The organism is Ralstonia sp. 25mfcol4.1, assembly GCF_900104095.1.
In the GTDB taxonomy this organism is placed as follows: domain Bacteria; phylum Pseudomonadota; class Gammaproteobacteria; order Burkholderiales; family Burkholderiaceae; genus Cupriavidus.
Genome location: NZ_FNJO01000001.1, coordinates 396138 through 417595, shown reverse-complemented (window position 1 = coordinate 417595; position 21458 = coordinate 396138). Strand labels below are relative to the sequence as shown.

General features: G+C 65.0%; 21 protein-coding genes and 1 tRNA gene. 14 read left to right on the top strand and 8 right to left on the bottom strand.

Annotated elements, in window-relative coordinates; genetic code table 11:
- The first annotated feature begins 15 nt into the window (after window positions 1-15).
- The 7 genes from trpA (at window position 16) to BLQ58_RS01845 (ending at window position 7589) form a co-directional block, all read left to right on the top strand.
- A complete protein-coding gene (gene trpA / locus BLQ58_RS01875) occupies window positions 16-813 on the top strand; it encodes a tryptophan synthase subunit alpha (protein ID WP_092594563.1) in 798 nt (265 codons plus the stop codon).
- Window positions 814-1028: 215 nt separating this feature from the next.
- Complete coding sequence (gene accD, locus BLQ58_RS01870) at window positions 1029-1901, top strand: acetyl-CoA carboxylase, carboxyltransferase subunit beta (protein ID WP_066731042.1); 873 nt, start codon at window positions 1029-1031, stop codon at window positions 1899-1901.
- 78 nt (window positions 1902-1979) lie between these two features.
- On the top strand, window positions 1980-3290 hold the full coding sequence (gene folC, locus BLQ58_RS01865) for a bifunctional tetrahydrofolate synthase/dihydrofolate synthase (protein WP_092594293.1): 1311 nt from the start codon (window positions 1980-1982) through the stop codon (window positions 3288-3290).
- 73 nt (window positions 3291-3363) lie between these two features.
- Window positions 3364-4107, top strand: a complete 744-nt coding sequence (locus BLQ58_RS01860) for an SPOR domain-containing protein (RefSeq protein ID WP_092594292.1) — start codon at window positions 3364-3366, stop codon at window positions 4105-4107.
- A gap of 94 nt (window positions 4108-4201) precedes the next feature.
- Window positions 4202-4699, top strand: a complete 498-nt coding sequence (locus BLQ58_RS01855) for a CvpA family protein (protein WP_092594291.1) — start codon at window positions 4202-4204, stop codon at window positions 4697-4699.
- A 116-nt stretch (window positions 4700-4815) separates the two neighbouring features.
- The gene (purF, locus tag BLQ58_RS01850; RefSeq protein WP_092594290.1) at window positions 4816-6348 is read left to right on the top strand and encodes an amidophosphoribosyltransferase; all 1533 of its coding nucleotides are present in this window, start codon (window positions 4816-4818) and stop codon (window positions 6346-6348) included.
- Window positions 6349-6380: 32 nt separating this feature from the next.
- Window positions 6381-7589 carry an O-succinylhomoserine sulfhydrylase gene (locus tag BLQ58_RS01845; protein WP_092594289.1) on the top strand — a complete coding sequence of 403 codons (1209 nt, stop codon included), beginning with the start codon at window positions 6381-6383 and terminating at the stop codon, window positions 7587-7589.
- A gap of 57 nt (window positions 7590-7646) precedes the next feature.
- Here BLQ58_RS01845 and BLQ58_RS01840 read toward each other — a convergent pair whose 3' ends face one another.
- Together BLQ58_RS01840 and nodI are read right to left on the bottom strand one after the other, a co-directional pair.
- Entirely contained in the window at window positions 7647-8501 is an 855-nt protein-coding gene (locus tag BLQ58_RS01840) for an ABC transporter permease (protein ID WP_092594561.1), read from the bottom strand.
- Between the two features lie 16 nt (window positions 8502-8517).
- Window positions 8518-9459, bottom strand: a complete 942-nt coding sequence (gene nodI / locus BLQ58_RS01835; RefSeq protein ID WP_092594559.1) for a nodulation factor ABC transporter ATP-binding protein NodI — start codon at window positions 9457-9459, stop codon at window positions 8518-8520.
- A gap of 147 nt (window positions 9460-9606) precedes the next feature.
- On the opposite strand from nodI, the gene BLQ58_RS01830 reads away from it, so the two are divergent.
- Window positions 9607-10224: a LysE family translocator gene (locus tag BLQ58_RS01830; protein WP_092594288.1), complete on the top strand. Its 618-nt coding sequence runs from the start codon at window positions 9607-9609 to the stop codon at window positions 10222-10224.
- A 90-nt stretch (window positions 10225-10314) separates the two neighbouring features.
- Here BLQ58_RS01830 and rpsU read toward each other — a convergent pair whose 3' ends face one another.
- From rpsU to fdxA, 6 genes are all read right to left on the bottom strand, one after another.
- Entirely contained in the window at window positions 10315-10527 is a 213-nt protein-coding gene (rpsU, locus tag BLQ58_RS01825) for a 30S ribosomal protein S21 (RefSeq protein WP_066731027.1), read from the bottom strand.
- 350 nt (window positions 10528-10877) lie between these two features.
- Window positions 10878-11492: a LysE family translocator gene (locus BLQ58_RS01820; protein ID WP_092594287.1), complete on the bottom strand. Its 615-nt coding sequence runs from the start codon at window positions 11490-11492 to the stop codon at window positions 10878-10880.
- Window positions 11493-11517: 25 nt separating this feature from the next.
- Entirely contained in the window at window positions 11518-12357 is an 840-nt protein-coding gene (locus tag BLQ58_RS01815) for an AraC family transcriptional regulator (protein ID WP_092594286.1), read from the bottom strand.
- Window positions 12358-12527: 170 nt separating this feature from the next.
- Window positions 12528-12603 (bottom strand) — tRNA-Asn (locus BLQ58_RS01810).
- Window positions 12604-12845: 242 nt separating this feature from the next.
- Window positions 12846-13949: an NAD(P)/FAD-dependent oxidoreductase gene (locus BLQ58_RS01805; protein ID WP_092594285.1), complete on the bottom strand. Its 1104-nt coding sequence runs from the start codon at window positions 13947-13949 to the stop codon at window positions 12846-12848.
- A gap of 136 nt (window positions 13950-14085) precedes the next feature.
- On the bottom strand, window positions 14086-14409 hold the full coding sequence (gene fdxA / locus BLQ58_RS01800; protein ID WP_066731019.1) for a ferredoxin FdxA: 324 nt from the start codon (window positions 14407-14409) through the stop codon (window positions 14086-14088).
- 518 nt (window positions 14410-14927) lie between these two features.
- Here fdxA and BLQ58_RS01795 point away from each other — a divergent pair.
- The 6 genes from BLQ58_RS01795 to rmuC all read left to right on the top strand — a co-directional run bounded on the left by BLQ58_RS01795 (window position 14928) and on the right by rmuC (window position 21456).
- Window positions 14928-15398 (top strand): hypothetical protein, encoded by a 471-nt coding sequence (locus BLQ58_RS01795; protein ID WP_254775793.1) that lies wholly within the window; start codon window positions 14928-14930, stop codon window positions 15396-15398.
- A 92-nt stretch (window positions 15399-15490) separates the two neighbouring features.
- Window positions 15491-16669, top strand: a complete 1179-nt coding sequence (pncB, locus tag BLQ58_RS01790; protein ID WP_092594284.1) for a nicotinate phosphoribosyltransferase — start codon at window positions 15491-15493, stop codon at window positions 16667-16669.
- A gap of 69 nt (window positions 16670-16738) precedes the next feature.
- Entirely contained in the window at window positions 16739-17425 is a 687-nt protein-coding gene (locus BLQ58_RS01785; RefSeq protein ID WP_092594283.1) for a LutC/YkgG family protein, read from the top strand.
- A gap of 206 nt (window positions 17426-17631) precedes the next feature.
- Window positions 17632-19062, top strand: coding sequence for a sodium:proton antiporter (locus tag BLQ58_RS01780; RefSeq protein ID WP_092594282.1), 1431 nt, complete (start codon window positions 17632-17634; stop codon window positions 19060-19062).
- A gap of 5 nt (window positions 19063-19067) precedes the next feature.
- Entirely contained in the window at window positions 19068-20063 is a 996-nt protein-coding gene (locus BLQ58_RS01775) for a 2-hydroxyacid dehydrogenase (RefSeq protein ID WP_092594555.1), read from the top strand.
- A gap of 25 nt (window positions 20064-20088) precedes the next feature.
- The gene (gene rmuC / locus BLQ58_RS01770; protein WP_092594281.1) at window positions 20089-21456 is read left to right on the top strand and encodes a DNA recombination protein RmuC; all 1368 of its coding nucleotides are present in this window, start codon (window positions 20089-20091) and stop codon (window positions 21454-21456) included.
- The last annotated feature ends 2 nt before the right edge of the window (window positions 21457-21458 follow it).

Below are 21458 nucleotides of genomic sequence, written 5' to 3'. Positions count from 1 at the left end.
CCGATGGCCAACGACATGTCCCGTATCCAGAAGACTTTCGCGGCACTGGCCGCGCAGCAGAAGAAGGGCCTGATTCCGTTCATCACGGCCGGCGACCCCGCGCCCGCGCTGACCGTGCCGCTGATGCACGCGCTGGTGGAAGGCGGCGCCGACGTGATCGAGCTCGGCGTGCCGTTTTCCGACCCGATGGCCGATGGTCCGGTCATCCAGCGCGCCTCCGAGCGTGCGCTGGCGCAAGGCGTCTCGCTGACGCAGGTGCTGGCTTGGGTCAAGGAATTCCGCCAGACCAACGACACCACCCCCGTGGTGCTGATGGGCTATGCGAACCCGATCGAGCGCATGGGCGAGGAAACGTTCGCCAAGGCCGCCTCGGCGGCAGGCGTGGATGGCGTGCTCGTGGTGGATTACCCGCCCGAGGAGTGCGAGTCGTTTGCCGGCCTGATGCGCGCCAACCAGATGGATCCGATCTTCCTGCTGGCGCCGACGTCCACTGACGACCGCATTGCCGCCGTGGCGAGGGTCGCCAGCGGCTATCTTTACTACGTGTCGCTCAAGGGCGTCACCGGTTCGGCCACGTTGGACCTCGATAGCGTGGCCGCGCGCCTGCCGCTGATCAGACAGCACGCCAACCTGCCGGTGGGCGTGGGCTTCGGCATCCGCGATGCGCAAACGGCGCGTGCGATCGGCAGCGTGGCGGACGCCGTGGTGATCGGCAGCCGCCTGGTGCAACTGCTCGAAGATGCGCCGCGTGACAAGGCGGTGGATGCCCTGCGCGCGTTTATCGCCGACATCCGCCAGGCACTGGACGCCTGAAAACGTGTCCAAAGCGTGACGATTGCCCGATAAGCGCCGCAAAAACGTCGCCGATTGCTGCCGTTTGAGACTTAAGCGGCACAATTGGCGCGTTTTGCTTAGGCGAGACGTGCCGGGCGTGGTAAATTCGCGGCCTGATTCCCTGCCGTCCCTGTGTCCGCCCCCCGAAAATGGGGCGTCGATGCGCGGGCGGCAGTTATCCGAAAGGAGCTTTCATGAGCTGGTTGGATAAACTCCTGCCTCCCAAGATTCAACAGACCGACCCCTCCACCCGCAAGGGCATTCCGGAAGGGTTGTGGGTCAAGTGCCCGTCGTGCGAGTCGACGCTGTACCGTACCGACGTGGAAGCCAATCTGCACGTCTGCCCGAAGTGCGACCACCACATGCGCATCCGATCGCGCGAGCGCCTGGACAAGCTGCTGGACGCGGAAGGCCGCTTCGAGATCGGCCAGGAAATCGTGCCGGTGGACGCGCTGAAGTTCAAGGACACGAAAAAGTACCCGGACCGCATCAAGGCCGCCATGGATGACACCGGCGAAACCGACGCGATGGTGGTCGTCGGCGGTGCAATCCACACCATTCCGGTGGTCGTGGCCTGCTTCGAGTTCGAGTTCATGGGCGGTTCGATGGGCTCGGTGGTGGGCGAGCGTTTCGCTCGCGGCGCGCAGGCCGCGCTGGAGCAGAAGGTGCCGTTCATCTGCGTGACCGCCACGGGCGGCGCGCGCATGCAGGAAAGCCTGCTGTCGCTGATGCAGATGGCCAAGACCACGGCCATGCTGAACCAGCTGTCGAATGCCAAACTGCCGTTCATCAGCGTGCTGACCGACCCGACCATGGGCGGCGTGTCGGCATCGTTCGCGTTCCTGGGCGATGTGGTGATCGCCGAGCCCAAGGCGCTGATCGGATTTGCCGGCCCGCGCGTGATCGAGCAGACGGTGCGCGAGAAGCTGCCGGAAGGCTTCCAGCGCGCCGAATTCCTGCTGCAGAAGGGCGCCATTGACATGATCGTCGACCGTCGCCGCCTGCGTGCGGAAATTGCCCAGCTGCTGGCGCTGCTGCAAAAGCAGCCGGCCGATGCAGTGGCCTGACGCGGTAGCGTGATTTGCAGGACAATGGCGCGGGTACCCACCCGCGCCATTTTGTTTTTAGTCGTGTCGTAACTCAGCATGCCCATCTTCCACACACTCCCCGACTGGCTCCAACACCTGGAAACCGCCCATCCCGTGGGCATCGACATGGGTTTGACGCGTATCACGCGCGTCAAGGAAGCACTGGGGCTGCGCATCGACGCCGCGGTGTTCACCGTCGGCGGCACCAACGGCAAGGGGTCGACCTGCGCGATGCTCGAATGCATCCTGCTGGAGGCCGGCTACAAGGTGGGGCTGCATACGTCGCCGCACCTGATCCGGTTCAACGAGCGCGCCCGCCTGAACGGCGAGCAAGCCACCGACGCGCAGCTGCTGCCGCACTTCGAGGCCGTGGAGCGTGCCCGCACGAGTTTTGCGGATCCGATCAGCCTGACGTATTTCGAATTCACGACGCTGGCCATCATCCATATGTTTGCCTCGGCCGGGCTGGATGCGATCATCCTCGAAGTGGGCCTGGGTGGCCGGCTCGACGCCGTCAATGTGATCGACACGGACTGCGCGGTCATCACCAGTGTCGATATCGACCACACACAGTACCTGGGCGATACGCGCGAGAAGATCGGCTACGAGAAGGCCGGTATCTTCCGCCCCAACGTGCCGGCCATCTGCGGTGACCCGATGCCGCCGCAGTCGGTCATCGACCATGCCGAGGCCATCGGCGCCGATCTGTGGCTGGTGGGCCGAGATTTCCGCCACCAGGCCGCGCCGGGCCAGGAGCGCCAGCAGTGGGACTGGACCGGCCGCGACCGCAAGCTCAATGGCCTGGGCTACCCGGCGCTGCGTGGTGCCAACCAGCTGCTAAATGCGTCGGCGGCGCTGGCTGCGTTGCAGGCCATGCGCCCGCGCCTGCCGGTCAGTGCGCAGGAAGTGCGCAACGGGCTGGCGTTCGTGGAACTGCCCGGGCGGTTCCAGGTGATGCCGGGGCGTCCGGCCGTGATCCTCGATGTGGCGCACAATCCCCATGCCGCAGCCACGCTGGGCCAGAACATGGAGAACATGGGGTTTTTCCGCTACACCTATGCGGTGTTCGGCGCCATGGCGGACAAGGACATCGCCGGCGTGCTGCGCCACGTGGCCGACAAGGTCGATCACTGGTGCCTGTGCGACCTGCCCACGGAGCGCGCCGCCACGGCCAGTGACCTGCGCGAGGCACTGGACGCCACGGGCTTCCGGGAAGGGCCGGATAACACGGCGGCGTGCTTCTCAAGTCCGGAACTGGCGTATCGCGATGCTGTCGAGCGTGCAACCGAGAATGATAGAATCCTGGTCTTCGGATCGTTCTATACCGTGGCGGGCGTGATGGCATATCGCGCCACGCAGGCCAACTGAATGCCAGGCTGCATTTCTGGCTGAACTCCCGGGCCGGAACGACATCACACCGAACACCACTCTTTGGGCATTTATGGGCCTGCTTTCGCTGTTCTCGTCCCGCAAGGGCACTGACCCGGCACCCGAACGCGGTCGCCGCACGCGTGCGGAAACCGGCGCCGGCATCGGCGCGTCGCGCCGCACGGCCGACGAATACGCGGACGATACCCTCGATCCCGACTTCCCCCAGAAACAACGTGCACGTCGCCGCCTGATCGGCGCCGTGGTGCTGCTTGCGGCGGCCGTCATCGTGTTGCCGATCGTCTTCGAGCACAAGCCGCGCCCCGTGTCGGACGACGTGGCCGTCAGCGTGGCCAACGGCCAGGGCGCGCAGAAGCCCAAGGTCGAGGCGCGCAAGGCCCAGGCGCTGCCGCCGTCGGCCAACGCCGGCCGCAACGACGCCGCGCTCGATGCAGGCGAGGAGATCGTCACCGCGCCGCCCGCTGACAAGCCCAGGGGCGAGGTCAAGGCTGAAGCGAAGGTCGAGACGAAAGTGGCCGACGCGAAGCCCGCCGAGGCCAAGCCGGCGGACAAGCCTGCCGCCGCCAATACCAAGTACCTGATCCTGATCGGCGCGTTTTCGTCGGAAGAGCGCGCGAAGAACTGGCTGGCCAAGCTCAAGGAGAGCAAGGTGCCGGCGTTCGTGGAAAAGAAGACGCTGGCCGATGGCGACCGCATCCTGCTGCGCGCCGGTCCGTTCGCCAGCCGCGATGCGGCCGATGCGGCCGACAAGAAGGTGCGGTCGATCGGCCTGACCTCGAAGGTGGTGGAGCAGTAACCTCCCGGGCAGCGACGTAGCCGATAACGTCCCGTTACGTACCGATTGCAGGGCGGCAGTTTGCCCCCATCTGACAGGAACCCGCATCGCACGCATGGCTTTTACCTTTTTTGACTATGGCGTGGCCTTCATTCTGGTGGCGTCCGCACTGATTGGCGTGCTGCGCGGCCTGGTGCGAGAGATGCTGGCACTGGTGGGCTGGGTCGTGGCGTTCGTGCTGGCATATCACTTTGGCGGCGTGGCCGCAAAGTGGATGCCGGAATCGCTGCCGGGCGGCGAACTGACGCGCAGTGCGCTGGGCTTCCTGACCGTGTTCTTCGGCACGTGGATCGTGTCGGCGCTGGCCGGGGCGATCCTGGGCCAGTTGCTGGAAACGACCGGCCTGAAGCCGGCGGATCGTGGCCTGGGCCTGGTGTTCGGCCTGGCGCGGGGCGTGCTGATCGTGATGCTGATCGTCGTGCTGGCGGGGCTCACGAAACTGCCCGAGGAGCCGTTCTGGCGCGACGCGGTGTCGCGCCCGTATGTGATCCAGGCGATGGGTGAGCTGCGCCAATGGCTGCCACCCGACCTGGCCAGGTACGTAAAGACCTGAAACAAAGACGCGAGTGCTTGAACCCTGGGCGCTCGCGGCGCAGTATCAACGCAGTTCCGTCGCGTACATGACGGAATGGCGCCCCTGAATCAATTTGCCTTTCCTGGGAGTTCGGCATGTGCGGTATCGTCGGCGTGGTTTCCACCAGCCCTGTCAACCAACTCATTTATGACAGCCTGCTGCTGTTGCAACACCGCGGACAGGATGCAGCCGGCATCGCCACGGCCAATGGCAGCACCTTCCACATGCACAAGGCCAACGGCCTGGTGCGCGACGTGTTCCGCACGCGCAACATGCGCGGCCTGCCGGGCACGTCCGGTATCGGCCAGGTGCGTTACCCGACCGCCGGCTCCGCGTCGAGCGAGGAAGAAGCCCAGCCGTTCTACGTGAACGCGCCGTACGGCATCATCCTGGCCCACAACGGCAACCTGACCAACTCGGAGCAGCTGCGCGAGGAGATGTTCCGCCGCGACCGTCGCCACATCAACACGCATTCGGATTCCGAAGTGCTGCTGAACGTGCTGGCCGACGAACTGCAGCGCGCCAGCAATGGCAAGTCGCTGGTGCCGGAAACCATCTTCACGGCGGTCAGCGGCATGCATCGCCGCGTGAAGGGCGCCTACGCCATCACTGCGCAGATCTCGGGCTATGGCCTGCTGGCCGTGCGCGATCCGTTCGGCATCCGCCCGCTGTGCATCGGCAGCGTCGATACGCCGACCGGCAAGGAATACCTGATTGCGTCGGAGTCGGTGGCGCTCGAAGGCATGGGCTACACCATGGAGCGCGACGTGGCGCCGGGCGAAGCGATCTTCATCGACCTGGACGGCAAGTTCCACAGCAAGCAGTGCGCTGACAATCCGCAACTGACGCCCTGCATTTTCGAATTCGTGTACCTCGCCCGTCCGGACTCGTGCATCGACGGCGTGCCGGTCTACGACGCCCGCCTGCGCATGGGTGACTACCTGGCCGAGAAGATCCGCCGCGAAGTGCCGGCCGGCGAGATCGACGTGGTCATGCCGATTCCCGATTCGAGCCGCCCGGCCGCCATGCAGGTAGCCAACGCGCTCGGCGTGCCGTACCGCGAGGGCTTCTTCAAGAACCGCTATGTGGGCCGCACGTTCATCATGCCGGGCCAGGCAGTGCGCAAGAAGTCGGTACGCCAGAAGCTCAACGCCATGGGCGTGGAGTTCAAGGACAAGAACGTGCTGATCGTCGACGACTCGATCGTGCGCGGCACGACGTCGTTCGAAATCGTGCAGATGGCTCGCGACGCCGGCGCCAAGAAGGTGATCTTCGCCTCGGCCGCGCCGCCCGTGAAGTTCCCGAACGTGTACGGCATCGACATGCCGACGCGCGCCGAACTGGTGGCGCACGGCCGCACCGACGAGGAAGTGGCGCGCATGATCGGCGCCGACCAGCTCGTGTACCAGGACGTGGAATCGATGAAGCAGGCCGTGCGCGACATCAACCCGAACCTGCGTGACTTCGATGCGTCGTGCTTCGACGGCAAGTACATCACCGGCGATATCGACGAGGCCTACCTGGACCGCCTGGAAACGGCGCGCAGCCAGGCCGACCGCGAAGGCAGCAACGGTGGTGAAACTGAACGTTCGCAGCTGCACCTGCAACGATCGGGCGGCAACGAATAACGACAATCCATCACATTGGGCAGTACAGCAGCATGAGCGAACCGTTCCAACCCGAGTTGTACGGCATTGACACCCTTGGCGTGCGCGCAGGCACACTGCGCACCGGCGAGTTCATGGAGCACTCCGAGGCGATGTACCTGACCTCGAGCTTCTGCTTCAACAGCGCCGCCGAGGCTGCCGAACGCTTTGCCAACTCGGAAGAGGGCTACACGTATTCGCGCTTCACCAATCCGACCGTGTCGATGTTCCAGTCCCGCCTGGCGGCGCTGGAAGGTGCCGAGGCCTGCATGGCCACGGCGTCGGGCATGAGCGCGATCCTGTCGGTGGCGCTGTCCACGCTGCAGTCCGGCGATCACCTGGTCAGCTCGCGCTCGATCTTCGGGTCGACCATGACGCTGTTCAACTCGGTCCTGGCCAGGTTTGGCGTCGAGACGACCTACGTCGACGGTACTGACCTGGGCGCCTGGCGTGCGGCTGTAAAGCCCAATACGAAGCTGTTTTTCCTGGAAACGCCGTCGAATCCGCTGACCGAGGTGTCTGACATCGCGGCCGTGGGCGAGATCGCGCACAACGCGGGCGCGCTGTTCGTGGTGGACAACTGCTTCTGCTCGCCGGCGCTGCAGCAGCCGATCCGTTTCGGCGCCGACGTGGTGGTGCATTCGGCCACCAAGCACATCGACGGCCAGGGCCGTGTCCTCGGTGGCGCCGTGCTGGGCAGGCACGACTTCATCATGGGCAAGGTCTTCCCGTTCGTGCGCACGGCGGGCCCGACGCTGTCGGCGTTCAACGCCTGGGTGATGCTCAAGGGCATGGAGACGCTGGCCATCCGCATGGAGCGCCATTCGCAGAGCGCGCTGGCGCTGGCCCAACTCCTGGAATCGCATCCGGCCGTCAACCGCGTGTTCCATCCGGCGCTGACTTCGCACCCCCAGTACGAGGTCGCGAAGCGCCAGCAAAGCGGTGGCGGGGCGATCGTGTCATTCGAGTTGAAGGGCGCCACGCCCGAGCAGATGCGTGCCAACGCCTGGCGTGTGATCGACAGCACGAAACTGTGCTCGATCACGGGCAACCTGGGTGACACCCGCACGACGATCACGCATCCGTACACCACCACACACGGCCGCGTGGCGCCGGAGGCGAAGGCCGTCGCCGGCATCAGCGAAGGCCTGATCCGCCTGGCCGTGGGGCTGGAATCGGTGGATGACCTGAAGGCCGATCTGCTGCGCGGTCTGGGTCAGTAACGAAATCCGTGTTCCCTCTCCCGGTCGGCGGGAGAGGGCCTCTGCCTCGGTATCGCCTCAGCGCAGCAGTCGCCTGCGCAGCAGTACCAGGGCCACCACCAGCGCCACCACCGCATAGGCTGCCAGCACGGCCAGATGCACCGCGGCGTTCTCCACCGGCCTTCCCAGCATCAACGGACGAATCAGCGCCACCGCGTGCGCCAGCGGCAGGACCATCGTCGCTTTCTGCGCACCCTCGGGCAACTGTTCCAGCGGGAAGAACACGCCCGACAGCAGCAGCATCGGCGTCATCACCAGCGTCTGGTAGAACATGAAGAAATCGTAGCTTGGGGCCAGCGCCGTGATAATCATCGCCAGGCTTGCAAACGCGATGCCGGCCAGCACGATCACCGGCAGTGCGGCCAGTGCGCCCGGGAACTGCGCATAGCCCAGCAGGCCAGCCACGATCATGATCGCCGCGCCCGACAGCACGGCCTTGCTGGCGGCCCAGAGCACTTCTCCGAGCACCACGTCGCCGAGCGTGAGCGGCGCATGCATGATGGCTTCCCACGTGCGTTGCACGTGCATGCGCGAGAAGGCCGAATACATCGACTCGAAGCTGGCCGACATCATCACGCTGGACGCCGTGGTGCCGGCCGCCAGGAAGGCGATGTACGACACACCATGCACCTGGCCCACCAGCAGGCCCAGGCCAAGGCCCAGGCCGAACAGGTAGATCATCGGATCGGCGAGGTTGCCGATCATCGACGGGATGGCGAGCTTCTTCCAGACCATGTAGTTGCGATACCAGACCATCATCCAGTTGCGCTCGTTGCGCGGCAGCAGGGGCTGGGGATAGTGCTGGGGGGCTGTCGACGCCGCAGATCCTGGCGAAATTGCGATGTCGGGATTGCGTGGATCCTGTTCGCTCATCTCGGTCATCCGTGTCTCAATCTCTCATCTCGCGGCCGGTCAGCTTGAGGAACACGTCCTCAAGGTTGGCGGGCCGGTGCAGGTAACGTACGCCGCCCTTGCCGTGCAGCGCGGCCAGCAGCGGATCGGGCTGCCGCACGTAGCAGAACAGCGTCTCGCCGCGCATTTCGCAGCGGTCGGCCAGCGGCGTCAGCGTGTCGCGCAGGGGTTCGAGCTCGTCGCCGTAGACCTCCACCACATCGCAGCCGATTTCGCGGTCGATCAGCTCGTGCGGCTTGCCCTCGGCGATCTTGCGCCCGGCATCGATCACGCACAGGTGATTGCAGAGCCGTTCGGCTTCTTCCATGAAGTGCGTGGTCAGCAGAATTGTCTTGCCCGCGGCAAGCAGCGACTTGAGGCGCTCCCAGATCAGGTGGCGCGCCTGCGGATCCAGGCCGGTTGTGGGCTCGTCCATCACGAGCAGGTCGGGATCGTTGATCAGCGCGCGCGCCACGGTCAGGCGTCGGCGCATCCCGCCGGACAGGTCGCGCACCTGCGCATTGGCCTTGTTCTCGAGCCGCGCGAATTCCAGCAGCCGGGGCACCTGCTCGGCAATCCGGGCCGACGACAGCCCGAAGTACCGGCCGAAGATGCGCAGGTTCTCGATCACCGAGAAGTCGGGGTCGAGATTGTCGAACTGCGGCACCACGCCCACGCGCATGCGAGCCTGCGGGGCGCGCTGCGGGATGGGTTCGCCACACAGCGTCAGCGTGCCCGATTCGGGCGTGGTCAGACCCAGCAGCATGCGCAGCGTGGTGGTCTTGCCGGCGCCGTTGGGGCCCAGCAGTCCGAAGCACTGGCCGGGCTGGACTTCCAGGTCGAGGTTGTCGACGACGAGCTGGTCGCCGTAGCGTTTGCGCACATTGCGCATCTGGAGGATGGCAGTCAAGGCGAAGTCCTTGCGAGCGATATCCGCCATTATGCCGGCCATCGCGTGACGCATTGTTGGCGCATCGCAGCAAGACAATTCCATTCGCAGGGGCATATCGGCAGACTGGCGGGGCCGGGCGGACAGGCGTACTCTCGGCGTCTTGCGAACAAAAACGACGACGCAACAGGAGAACCCATGTCCTTCGAACACTGGATCACATTCGTATTGACCAGCGTGGTGCTGCTGATCATTCCCGGTCCGACCATCCTGCTGGTGATTGGCGATGCGCTGGCGCACCGCGGCCGCAGCGCCTACGCCACGGTGGCCGGCGTGGCGGCCGGCGACCTCACCGCGTTCACCCTGTCGATGGCCGGCCTGGGCGCCGTCCTGGCAGCCTCTGCCACGCTGTTCACGGGCCTGAAATGGGCGGGCGCCGCCTATCTCGTCTATCTCGGCGTGCAGGCGCTGCGCACGGCCGGCCGTGCGCGCTCGCTCGATGTGGCGGCGCAGTCCGGTAGCGGATGCCAGCGATTTGCCAAGGCGTGGCTGGTGACGGCGCTGAATCCGAAGAGCATCGTGTTCTTCGTGGCCTTCGTGCCGCAGTTCATCGATGCCAATCTGGCGTTCTGGCCGCAGGCTGTGGTCCTGATCCCGACCTTCGTGGTGCTGGCCACCGCCAACGCCATGGTCTATGCGCTGCTGGCGCGCTCGCTGGCCACGCGGCTGACCTCGCAGCGCGCGCAGGCCAATGTGCAGCGTGCGGGCGGCATCACGCTGATCGGCGCCGGTGCGCTGATTGCCACGCGTACCTGAGCGCTTCATCGTGTCCCGCCCAGCGGCCGGGAGCGTGGACGAAAAAAAACCGCCAGCGAACTGGCGGTTTTTCTTTTGGCAAAGCCCGAATCAGTAGAGCTTCTTCGGCAGCATTTGCATGCGCAGACGCTTGCGCAGACGGGCCTCGGCAGCCTTCTTCTTGCGCTTGCGCTCGGTCGTCGGCTTTTCGTAGGCGGTGCGGCTCTTCAGTTCCACGATCAGTCCAGTCTGCAGAATGGAGCGACGGAAACGACGCATTGCAACTTCAACGGGCTCGCCCGGTTTCAGAACGATCTTAGTCAATTCAGTCCTTCAGGAATAACCGCCAGAGGCGGTGGGTTCATAGGAGGGAAACGTGTCGCGTCGGGCTCCGGAGCCTTCCGAGACGTTGGTATCGCACGCTGCGGCGAATGCCGTGGTGCGCCCCCTAGAACCTGCTGCGGACCGAAATCCATACTGCCTGTGTCAGGGGTGACGGGCCAAATTTTCCTAGCTAGGTAAAAACTTGGCGACTACCTGTTTCCGTGGATATTGCGCAAGAAATACGCCGGTAAGCTTTTACAGGTATACCGGGCGAGAGTCAAGCTATTCAGGGCAATCCAAGACTATACCCCAGAAAATGTGCGTGAGAACGCCTTTTCGACGATTTTGCATCAAGGCAACAGACTGCCCCAAGCCGACGCCAGCAACACGAGCGCCATGAGGCGTTCGAACCGCTTCAACAGGACGGGCGATCGAATGAAGCGAGCGGCCCCGGCGCCCAGCACCGCCCACGCCCCCATGCACGGCAGGGACACGACAAAGAAGATCAGTGACAGCAGCAGCACCCGTTGCGACTGGTCGGCCCCATGGCCGGCAAAGACGCTGACCACGGCCAGCGCCATCATCCACGTCTTGGGGTTCACCAGCTGTAGGCAGGCCGCGCCAGCGAGCCCGAGCGGCCTGCCGGGTGCCTCCGTGCCGTCTGTTGCCATGGCGGATGCCGGGCTGCGCCAGATCTGCCAGGCCACCCAGGACAGCCAAAGCACGCCGGTCCAGGCCATGGCGCGCTGCAGGAGCGGGTAGGCGGCCAGGGCGTCGCCGACGCCGATGCCGACAGTCAGCACCAGCAGCGCGGCGCCGCCGCAGCCACCGATGATGATTGGCAGCGTAGCCGTCACGCCACGGCGTGCGCTGTGGCTCAGCACGATAACGTTGGTCGGGCCGGGCGTGATCGACGCCACCACGGCAAACATCAGAAAGGGCAGGAAGGGCAGGGTATCGCTCATGCGGCCATTGTTGCGGCCGCGCTGCCTAGGCGTCTGGAAGATTTGAGCAGCGTTTGCGGTAGTGTGCGGGCGTCAGGCCATAGGCCCGCCGGAACCAGCGGCCCAGATGGCTCTGGTCGGCGAACCCGAGCGCCATGGCCACGTCGGCGGGGGTGGCGCCACGGGCCAGCATATGGCGGGCGCGAGCCAGCCGCAATTGCACCAGGTAGGCGTGCGGCGCAATGCCGAACGCGGTCTTGAATGCGCGAGTCAGACGGTAGCGGTCCACGCCGCTGGCGGCGGCCAGGTCGTCCAGGCCGATGTCCTGGTCCACGTGGTCATGCAGGTAGTCGCGCGCGCGTTGGGCTGCCAGCGGCAGACGCGGATCGATGGCGCGTGCCGTGCGCCAGCGCAGATTCGACGTCAGCCGGGCCAGCAGGGCGTCGAGCGCGGACTGCCGGACGATGCGCAGTTCCGGCTGTTGCAGCACCGTGAACGCATGGCCGATGGCTTCGATCAGTTGCGGGTCTTCGCTCAGCGTACGCGCGAAGGCGGGCTGGCAGTGAGCCGGAGCATCGTCGAACAACGCACGGAGTTCGCGCTCCAGCCACTGGGGGTCCAGATACAGCATCGAATAGGTAAAGCCTTCGGGCGCCACGGCGTAACCATCGTGGATTTCACCCGGTTCCAGCGTGAAGACCTTGCCCGGCACGCTGCGCTGAACCTCGCGGCGGCAATGAAACTGCTGGATGCCCTGTTCGGTGTAGCCGACCAGATAGCTGTCATGCCAGTGCGGATCGTACGCATGGCCCTCGAAATGGGCGCGAATCGTCTCGATGCCGGTGTCGGCATCCTGCTTGAGGTCGATCCAGCTCTGGGGGCTCACTGCGGGGTCCTGGTTCGGAGTATGCGGCTGTTCATCATAGCCACATCGGCCAGGGCTTTCTGGAACGTTTGTGCGGGGGAGGGGATGGCCGTTGCGAGGCGCGCGGGGACTATGCGCGGCTGAAAAGAAAAAGGCCGATGCTTTCGCATCGGCCTTCCTCTTCTATCGGTTGGCTCCCCGACCTGGGCTCGAACCAGGGACCTACGGATTAACAGTCCGGCGCTCTACCGACTGAGCTATCGGGGAACAGCTGAGAAAGAAATTATAACCAGCTTCTCTTCGTTTCGTCAACAACTTTTTAACGTTTTGTTTTCGTCAGAAGTTGTCGTTGGAACTCTGGTTCGCCTTGAAACCGGCCAGCGCCGGGCGTTTCCGCCTTTTGCTGCGTTGCCGTGTTCAACAGCGAGGCCGCATTATAGCCAGCTTTTTAAATTGTGCAAACAAAAAAATCGCCCGAAGGCGATTTTTTTGCGTTGGCCTTCGACAGGTCAGTCGAACACCGGCGATTCGACGCCCAGCACCTTGTGCAGCTTCGGCGAGGTCGTCGTGTATTGCATGTGGATCTTCTTGTCCGGGAAGATGTACGGCGCGGCGCCGAACGCTGCCAGCGCGGCTTCGTGGAAGCCCGACAGGATCAGCTTCTTCTTGCCCGGGTAGGTGTTGATGTCACCCACGGCGAAGATGCCCGGGATGTTCGTCTCGAACTTCTCGGTATCCACCTTGATCTGCTTGCGCTCCAGGTCCAGGCCCCACTCGGCGATCGGGCCGAGCTTCGGCGACAGGCCGAAGAACACCAGCAGGTCGTCCAGCGGCATGCGGCGCGTCACGCCGTCGCCACCCGTCACCTTGATCTCGGTGAGCACGCCGTCCTTCTCTTCATAGCCGCCGATCTGGCCAACCATGAATTGCATTTCCATCTGCTCGCACAGGTCGCGCATCTTGGCCACCGAGGCGGGCGCGGCGCGGAAGCCGTCGCGGCGATGGATCAGCACGATCGACTCGGCCTTGCCATGGAGGTCCAGCGCCCAGTCCAGTGCCGAATCGCCACCGCCCACGATCACCAGGTTGCGGCCATGGAAACGGCTCGGATCCTTCACGCGGTAGAACAGCTGCTTGCCTTCGAACTTGTCGATGCCTTCCACCTTCACCGTACGCGGCTGGAACGAGCCCACGCCGGCGGCGATGAAGATGGTCTTGGTGATGAAGCGGGTTCCGAGGGACGTCTCGACGAAGAAGCGGCCGTCTTCACGGCGCTCGACGACGCTGACTTCCTGGCCCAGGTGGAACGTGGGCGAGAACGGCTCGATCTGCTTGAGCAGGTTGTCGGTCAGCTCCTGGCCCGTGCAGATGGGCACCGCCGGGATGTCGTAGATCGGCTTGTCCGGATACAGCTCCACGCACTGGCCGCCCACCACCTTGAGCGAGTCGATCACGTGCGCCTTGATTTCGAGCAGGCCGAGTTCGAACACCTGGAACAGGCCAACGGGGCCCGCGCCAACGATCAGCGCGTCGATTTCCAGCGGCTGGCCGCCGTTGTTGCCGCCAGCCTGCTGGGTCGCGTCGGCCACGGGATTTGGAATGCTCAAGTCCATATTCGTCCTGATACGTTGTGGGCACGGCAGGTGCCCGGTATTACGGGAAAGCGCGTGGGGACGGCTTTCTGCGACGCGGGCAGGCAGATCCGGCGTGCCGCCGGCAGGTATCTGTCACCCGTGCGTCAGTCTTTTCTCAGCGCTGCAGGTATTGCAGCTTGTCGGTGGCGTCCTTCCATTCCTCGGCCTCGGCCAGCGGGGCCTTGGTCTTGGTGATGGACGGCCAGTTGCGGGCCAGCTCGGCGTTCAGGTCAATGAACTGCTGCTGGTCGCCGGGCACATCTTCCTCGGCGTAAATCGCGTTCACCGGGCACTCGGCCACGCACACGGCGCAGTCGATGCATTCGTCGGGATCGATGGCCAGGAAGTTCGGGCCTTCGCGGAAACAATCGACCGGACACACATCAACGCAGTCGGTGTAACGGCAACGGATGCAGGCTTCGGTGACAACGTGAGTCATTTCGGTTCCAGAAAAACGGATCGGTCTTCGATGGGGAGTTTGTCCAAGGCCGGATTCTTGCCGGTCGCTCTTGCGAGTTGCCCGCTACGCGCCAAACACCGCGCGTGTCAATCGGGATAACTTGGGGCGAGCGAGGGCCGAGGCCTTTCAAAGACCGATATTGTAGCTGAGCCTTCTCGCAAGGATAGTGAGTCTATATAGCCGGGTCAGATAGTTTTCTTATTTCTTTATGTACTTTTGGTGCGAAATTGGCCGCGAAGGGGCTTCCGGCGCCGGATTGCGGGCAGATCGATCTCCCTTTTGGTGGCCGCCCGGGCTAGTATTTCCCTGTGTTATGCGTGGCTTTTCGGGCCGGCGGGTACCCCCGAAGTCTCTTTTCCTTCCGTTTCCGTGCAATGCACTTACGTTGATCGAGGGCAATCTTGCGAGGGGATTTGCTTATGGCAGCCAGCCTGATGGGGTGCGAAAGGGGTCGTCGGACGGTGTTTTTGACCGGGGCCGCCGTGCTTTTTTGCGCCATGGTGGGCCTGGAGGCAGCCGCCCAGCCCGCGCCGCCCCGCCCGGGCGAGATGGCCGATAGCGTGGTGTCGCGCCTGGTGGCGTGGCGAGCGCGTACCGACCAGCCCGTGACCTTGTCCGTCCTGACCGCCTTCGACTGGGACAGTTTCAGCGTGATCCGGACCCCGGCCGGGATGGCCATGGCCAACTGCAATCGCGAAGGTTTCCTGCCCTGCGACAAGGATCTGCAGCCCTCGCCGGACACCCTGATCCAGGTGCTGCGCTTCGACCGGGCCGGGCAGTCGGTGTACCAGGAGCGCATCATGGTGGCATCGGCCAATTTCGCCGATCCGCTACCCGCTGCCGTGCCGCGCAGCCAGGCCACGCTGGTCAGCTGCCATGACGACCAGGGTCAGCGGCTCTGGTGCCTGCAGTCGAAGCGGCCGGGACGCGAGATTTCGCCGGCGCTGCGCGGGCTCGACGGCGGCTGACCCCTGGCCCCCGCCGGGCATCTCCATGCCGCGCGTGACTTTCGGTTAGCATGGTGGCCTGACTTCGCCGCGCCCCAAGCCTTGGCTTCACTATGATCATCCGTTCCCTGCTCGACACCGACCTGTACAAGTTCACGATGATGCAGGTGGTGCTGCACCACTTTCCGCAGGCCGAGGTCGAATACCGCTTCAAGTGCCGCAACGCCGGGGTCGACCTGACGCCGTATGTCGACGACATCCGCGACGAGATTCGCCAGCTCTGCGAACTGCGATTTTCCGACGACGAACTGCTCTACCTGCGCGGCATGCGCTTCATCAAGAGCGATTTCGTTGATTTCCTGGCGCTGTTCCACCTGAACGAGAAATACGTGGTCGTGCAGCCGTCCGCCCAGGGCAACGGCGAGATCGACATCACGATCCGCGGGCCGTGGCTGCATACCATCCTGTTCGAGATCCCGCTGCTGGCCATCGTCAACGAGGTGTACTTCCGCCGGACGCAGCCGCAGGCCGATCTGGCCGAAGGGCGACGCCGGCTGGAGGCCAAGCTGGCGCTGCTGAAGTCGTCGAAATACGAGGACTGCGTGATCGCGGATTACGGCACCCGCCGGCGCTTTTCGCGCGACTGGCAGGAAGAGGTGCTGCTGTCGATGCGCGACATCCTGGGGCCGCAACTGGCCGGCACCAGCAACGTCCATTTCGCGCGGATGCACAACATGACGCCGCTGGGCACGATGGCGCATGAGTACCTCCAGGCTTGCCAGGCACTGGGCCCGCGCCTGCGCGATTCGCAGGTCTACGCGCTGGAGAACTGGGCGCGCGAATATCGCGGCGACCTGGGTATCGCGCTGTCGGATACCTACGGTTTCGATGCGTTCCTGCGCGACTTCGACCTGTATTTCTGCAAGCTGTTCGATGGCGTGCGCCACGACTCCGGCGACCCGTTCGAGTGGGGCGAACGCATGCTCGCGCACTACGCGGCCAACCGCGTGGATCCGCGCGGCAAGACCCTGATCTTCAGCGATGCGCTGAACATTCCGAAAGTCATCGAGCTCTACGAGCGGTTCCATGGCCGCTGCAAACTGGCATTCGGCGTGGGCACGAACCTGACCAACGACCTGGGCTACACGCCGCTGCAGATCGTCATCAAGATGGTTCGCTGCAACGGCCAGCCGGTGGCCAAGCTGTCGGATACGCCCGAGAAGACCATGTGCGACGATCCGGGCTACCTGTCTTACCTGCGGCAGGTGTTCGAAGTTCAGCCCTCCGCTTAGCCGGATTCATCCACCGCCATCGCCGTTTTCTTATAATCGCCGAGCCCCGCAACCCTTCAGGCCCATACCATGGAAACGAACGCCGCCCGTGACCGCATCTTCGCCCGCATCCGTGCCGCCCAGGGCAGGGGGGCGACGGTGACGCAGGGCGAGCGCGACGCCGTGGCCGACTACCTGACGCGACATCCGCAAGGGCCGCAGCCCGAGGTGGCCGAAGACCGCGCCGCCGCGTTCAGCGTGCAGGCGCAGAAGATGGCGTCCACAGTGGACCGCGTGGCCACGCTGGCCGAGGTGCCCGGCGCCGTGCTGCACTATCTGGATGGTCTGAAGCTGACGCGCCGCGCCGTGGCCTGGAACAGCCTGGCCGCACTGCCCTGGGCGGCGCAGGGTCTGGAGGTGGAGTGCCGCCCGCCGGTGCGGGAACCGCAGGCCGACCGCGAACATGGCGACCTGGTCGGCATTACCGGCTGCTTCGTGGCGATTGCCGAGACCGGCTCTCTGATGCTGCTGTCGGGGCCCGATACCTTCGCATCGGCCGCGCTGCTGCCGGAAACCCATATCGCCGTGGTGCCGGTATCGCGCATCGTCGCCAATCTGGAAGAGGCGTTTGCGCGCATGCGTGCCGAGCACGGCCAGCTGCCGCGCGCCACCAATATCATCAGCGGGCCGTCGCGCACGGGCGATATCGAGCAGACCATCGTGCTGGGTGCCCACGGCCCGTATCGGGTCCACGTGATCCTGGTCGATCAGCAATGACCGGCGCGCCCCGCGGCGCCGCATATCGAGGCACTTTCAGACCATTCTCAAAAGGGTTTGCTTTACACTGAGCCCTTCGCCGCGTGCTGCCGTCCCACCGCCCTGGTAACCAATCCGGACGCGTGCGCCTTGTCGTCTGTCTCACACGCGAAGCCGTGCGTCGCACCTGTCCCGGCGTGTGTTGCGATAAAGGAGATTGCTGTCTGATGCGTCGTGAAGTCACGCTGCTTCCTCAATATCTGCTTGCCACGTTGCTGCTGTCGCCGGCCCTGGCATCCGCCGCCGATTTCGATGGTGCCGCGCTGTCGCCTGTCTGGGGCGTGCCGTTCGCCGGTATCCTGCTGTCGATCGCGCTGTTTCCACTCGTTGCGCCGAAATTCTGGCATCACCACTACGGCAAGATCGCCGCGGCCTGGGCGGCGCTGTTCCTCGTGCCGTTCGCTGCGCAGTTCGGCGTGCACGCGGCCGCCGCCAACGCCGTGCATGCGCTGCTGGCCGAGTACATCCCGTTCATCATCCTGCTGACCGCGCTTTATGTGGTGGCGGGGGGCATCTGCGTGCGGGGCAACCTGCACGCCACCCCGCGGCTCAACACGGGCATCCTGGCGCTGGGTACGGTGCTGGCCAGCCTCATGGGCACCACGGGCGCCGCGATGCTGCTGATCCGGCCGCTGCTGCGCGCCAATGACAACCGGCGCCACGTGGCCCACGTGGTGGTGTTCTTTATCTTCCTGGTGGCCAATGCCGGCGGTGCGCTGACCCCGCTTGGCGATCCGCCGCTGTTCCTGGGCTTCCTCAAGGGCGTGGAGTTCTCCTGGACGCTGCGCAACATCCTGCCGGAGACGATCTTTATCTGGGTGGTGCTGCTGGCACTGTTCTACGCCATCGACCGGTACTACTTTCTCCGGCGCGAAGAGGAGCTGCCGCAGGCGCAGGACCCCACGCCGGACTCGGCCGGTATCCGGCTCGAAGGCAAGGTCAATTTCCTGCTGCTGGCAGCCGTGGTGGGCCTGGTACTGATGAGCGGGCTCTGGAAACCGGGCGTGGCATTCGACGTGATGGGTACGGAGGTGCCGCTGCCCGCGCTGGTGCGCGATGGGCTGCTCGTGGTGGTGACGCTGGTGTCGCTGGTGGCGACGCCGCATGCCGCGCGCAGCGGCAACGAGTTCAACTGGGAGCCGATGCTCGAAGTGGGCAAGCTGTTTGCGGGCATCTTCCTGACGATCATACCGGTGATCGCCATGCTCAAGGCCGGCACCGATGGCGCGTTTGCCGGCGTGATCCGGGCCGTCAGCGACGGCAACGGGCAGCCGATCGACAGCATGTACTTCTGGGCCACCGGCATCCTGTCGTCGTTCCTCGACAACGCGCCGACCTACCTGGTGTTCTTCAATACCGCCGGCGGTGACGCGGCCACGCTCATGACGCGCGATGCCTCGACGCTGGCCGCCATCTCGGCCGGCGCCGTGTTCATGGGCGCAAATACCTATATCGGCAACGCGCCCAACCTGATGGTCAAGGCGATTGCCGAAAGCCGTGGCGTGCGCATGCCGAGCTTTTTCGGCTACATGGCGTGGTCCTGCGCCGTGCTGGTGCCGCTGTTCCTGGTGATGACGTTCCTCTTCTTCCACGTATGACTGCCATGAAGCCCCCTGTCCTTGTCACGCGCGCCATCTTCCCCGATGTGATCGAGCGGCTTTCGCAATATTTCGACGTCGATGCCAACCAGGAGGACGTGGTCCTCGATGCGGCGGCATTGCGGGCGCGGCTGGCCGGCAAGGCCGGCGTGCTGGCCAATGCGGCGGACAGGATCGATGGCGACCTGGTCGCCGCGCTGCCGCAGCTGCGGGCGGTCTGCAACATGGCGGTGGGCTACAACAACCTCGACGTGCCGGCGCTGACCGCGGCGGGCATCGTGGCGACGAACACGCCCGATGTGCTGACAGAGACCACGGCCGATTTCGGCTGGGCGCTGCTGATGGCCACCGCGCGCCGCGTGACCGAGAGCGAGCACTACCTGCGCGCCGGCAAGTGGGAGCGTTGGAGCTACGACATGCTGGTGGGCATGGACGTGTACGGCAGCACGCTGGGCATTCTGGGCATGGGGCGCATCGGGCAGGGCCTGGCCCGCCGTGCGGCAGGCTTTGGCATGCAGGTGCTGTATCACAACCGCAGCCAGTTGCCGGCCGATGTCGAGCAGTCGCTCAATGCGCGCTACGTCAGCAAGGCCGAACTGCTGAAACAGTCGGACCACCTGATCCTGGTGCTGCCGTACAGTCCCGAGAGCCACCATGCGATCGGCGCGGCGGAGCTGGCGCTGATGAAGCCCACGGCCACGCTGATCAACCTGGCGCGCGGCGGCATCGTCGACGACGGTGCGCTTGCCGCAGCATTGCGCGATCACAAGATCTTTGCCGCAGGGCTCGATGTGTTCGAGGGCGAGCCGAGCGTGCATCCCGACCTGCTGACCGTGCCGAACGTCGTGCTGACGCCGCACATCGCCAGCGCGTCGGAAAAGACCCGCCGTGCCATGGCCAACCTGGCGGCCGACAACCTGATCGCCGCCCTTGACGCCGGCCCGCAGGCCGGCGAGCCCCAGACCGTCATCAATCCCGAGGTCATGCCGCGCCGCCGTTGACCGACGGATCGCCAGCTTTATTTCCATGTCGCTTATCCCTTTGCTGACCCTGGCCGCCGCGGTGGCGGCTGTGATCCTGCTGATCGTGCTGTTGATGCGCCAGTCGCGCCCCGGCTCCGGCGACCTGTTGCCGATGCTGGGCGACCTGCGCGACGACGTGCGCGAGGACACCGCGCGCGGGCTGGAGCGCCTGGAGCGCGAACTGCGCACCGAACTGGCCGAAACGGCGCGCGGCAGCCGCAGCGAGTCGGGGCAGCACATGCTGCGGTTCCAGCAGCAGTTGTCGACGCAGCTGACCAGTATCGCCACGGTGCAGCAGCAACAGCTTGCGCAGATGTCGGAGGCCAACGAGCGGCGCCTGGCAGACGTGCGCGCGACGCTGGAGCAGAAGCTGCGTGATATCGAGGCCAATAACGCCGCCAAACTGGAGGAAATGCGACGTACGGTGGACGAAAAGCTGCACGCCACGCTGGAGCAACGGCTGGGCGAATCGTTCAAGCTCGTGTCGGAGCGGCTGGAGCAGGTGCATCGCGGGCTGGGCGAAATGCAGATGCTGGCGCAGGGGGTAGGGGATCTCAAGCGCGTGCTGACCAATGTCAAGACGCGGGGCACCTGGGGCGAGGTGCAGCTGGCCATGCTGCTTGAGCAGATCCTGACGCCGGATCAGTACGGCAAGAACGTGGAGACCGTGCGCAATTCCGGGGCGCGGGTCGAGTTTGCCATCCGCCTGCCGGGCCGCGAGGTTGGCGGCAGCCCGGTCTGGCTACCGATCGACGCCAAATTCCCGAAGGAACAGTACGAGCGACTGGTCGACGCGCAGGAGCGCGGCGACGTGGACGGGGTGAACGCGTTCAGCCGTGAGCTGGAAGTGGCGGTGCGCCGCGAGGCGCAGACCATTGCCGAGAAATACCTGGCGCCGCCGGCCACCACCGATTTCGCCATCCTGTTCCTGCCGACTGAAGGCCTCTATGCGGAAGTCCTGCGGCGCCCGGGCCTGACCGACATGCTGCAGCGCGATTTCCGCGTGACCGTGGCCGGCCCCACGACGCTGACGGCGCTGCTCAACAGCCTGCAGATGGGATTCCGGACGCTGGCGCTGGAAAAGCGGTCGAGCGAAGTATGGGAAGTGCTGGGTGCCGTGAAGACCGAATTCGGCAAATTTGGCGAAGTTCTGGCGAAAACGCGCGATACGCTGGTGCGCGCGGCACGCAATATCGAACAGGCGGAAGTCCGTACCAGGCAGATGGAGCGCAAGCTGCGCACCGTGGAGGCGCTGCCGGGCGAGATCGCGGAGCAGCTTCTGGGAACGTCAGGGATGATCGGCCCGGAGACGGCTGCTGATACCGCCCCGGCTGACGAGAGCGCGGGGCAGCATGAAGATCGATTGGCCTAGCC

Bases quoted from the DNA above. Each gene is read 5' to 3' on its own strand.
- BLQ58_RS01785 (WP_092594283.1), top strand. From the start codon at position 16,739: ATGGAAACGAACGCCGCCCGTGACCGCATCTTCGCCCGCATCCGTGCC.
- pncB (WP_092594284.1), top strand. From the start codon at position 15,491: ATGATCATCCGTTCCCTGCTCGACACCGACCTGTACAAGTTCACGATG.
- accD (WP_066731042.1), top strand. From the start codon at position 1,029: ATGAGCTGGTTGGATAAACTCCTGCCTCCCAAGATTCAACAGACCGAC.
- BLQ58_RS01795 (WP_254775793.1), top strand. From the start codon at position 14,928: ATGGTGGGCCTGGAGGCAGCCGCCCAGCCCGCGCCGCCCCGCCCGGGC.
- BLQ58_RS01805 (WP_092594285.1), bottom strand. From the start codon at position 13,949: ATGGACTTGAGCATTCCAAATCCCGTGGCCGACGCGACCCAGCAGGCT.
- BLQ58_RS01845 (WP_092594289.1), top strand. From the start codon at position 6,381: ATGAGCGAACCGTTCCAACCCGAGTTGTACGGCATTGACACCCTTGGC.
- BLQ58_RS01855 (WP_092594291.1), top strand. From the start codon at position 4,202: ATGGCTTTTACCTTTTTTGACTATGGCGTGGCCTTCATTCTGGTGGCG.
- trpA (WP_092594563.1), top strand. From the start codon at position 16: ATGTCCCGTATCCAGAAGACTTTCGCGGCACTGGCCGCGCAGCAGAAG.
- BLQ58_RS01780 (WP_092594282.1), top strand. From the start codon at position 17,632: ATGCGTCGTGAAGTCACGCTGCTTCCTCAATATCTGCTTGCCACGTTG.
- purF (WP_092594290.1), top strand. From the start codon at position 4,816: ATGTGCGGTATCGTCGGCGTGGTTTCCACCAGCCCTGTCAACCAACTC.
- BLQ58_RS01840 (WP_092594561.1), bottom strand. From the start codon at position 8,501: ATGAGCGAACAGGATCCACGCAATCCCGACATCGCAATTTCGCCAGGA.
- BLQ58_RS01820 (WP_092594287.1), bottom strand. From the start codon at position 11,492: ATGAGCGATACCCTGCCCTTCCTGCCCTTTCTGATGTTTGCCGTGGTG.
- BLQ58_RS01775 (WP_092594555.1), top strand. From the start codon at position 19,068: ATGAAGCCCCCTGTCCTTGTCACGCGCGCCATCTTCCCCGATGTGATC.
- fdxA (WP_066731019.1), bottom strand. From the start codon at position 14,409: ATGACTCACGTTGTCACCGAAGCCTGCATCCGTTGCCGTTACACCGAC.
- rmuC (WP_092594281.1), top strand. From the start codon at position 20,089: ATGTCGCTTATCCCTTTGCTGACCCTGGCCGCCGCGGTGGCGGCTGTG.
- folC (WP_092594293.1), top strand. From the start codon at position 1,980: ATGCCCATCTTCCACACACTCCCCGACTGGCTCCAACACCTGGAAACC.
- nodI (WP_092594559.1), bottom strand. From the start codon at position 9,459: ATGGCGGATATCGCTCGCAAGGACTTCGCCTTGACTGCCATCCTCCAG.
- BLQ58_RS01860 (WP_092594292.1), top strand. From the start codon at position 3,364: ATGGGCCTGCTTTCGCTGTTCTCGTCCCGCAAGGGCACTGACCCGGCA.
- BLQ58_RS01830 (WP_092594288.1), top strand. From the start codon at position 9,607: ATGTCCTTCGAACACTGGATCACATTCGTATTGACCAGCGTGGTGCTG.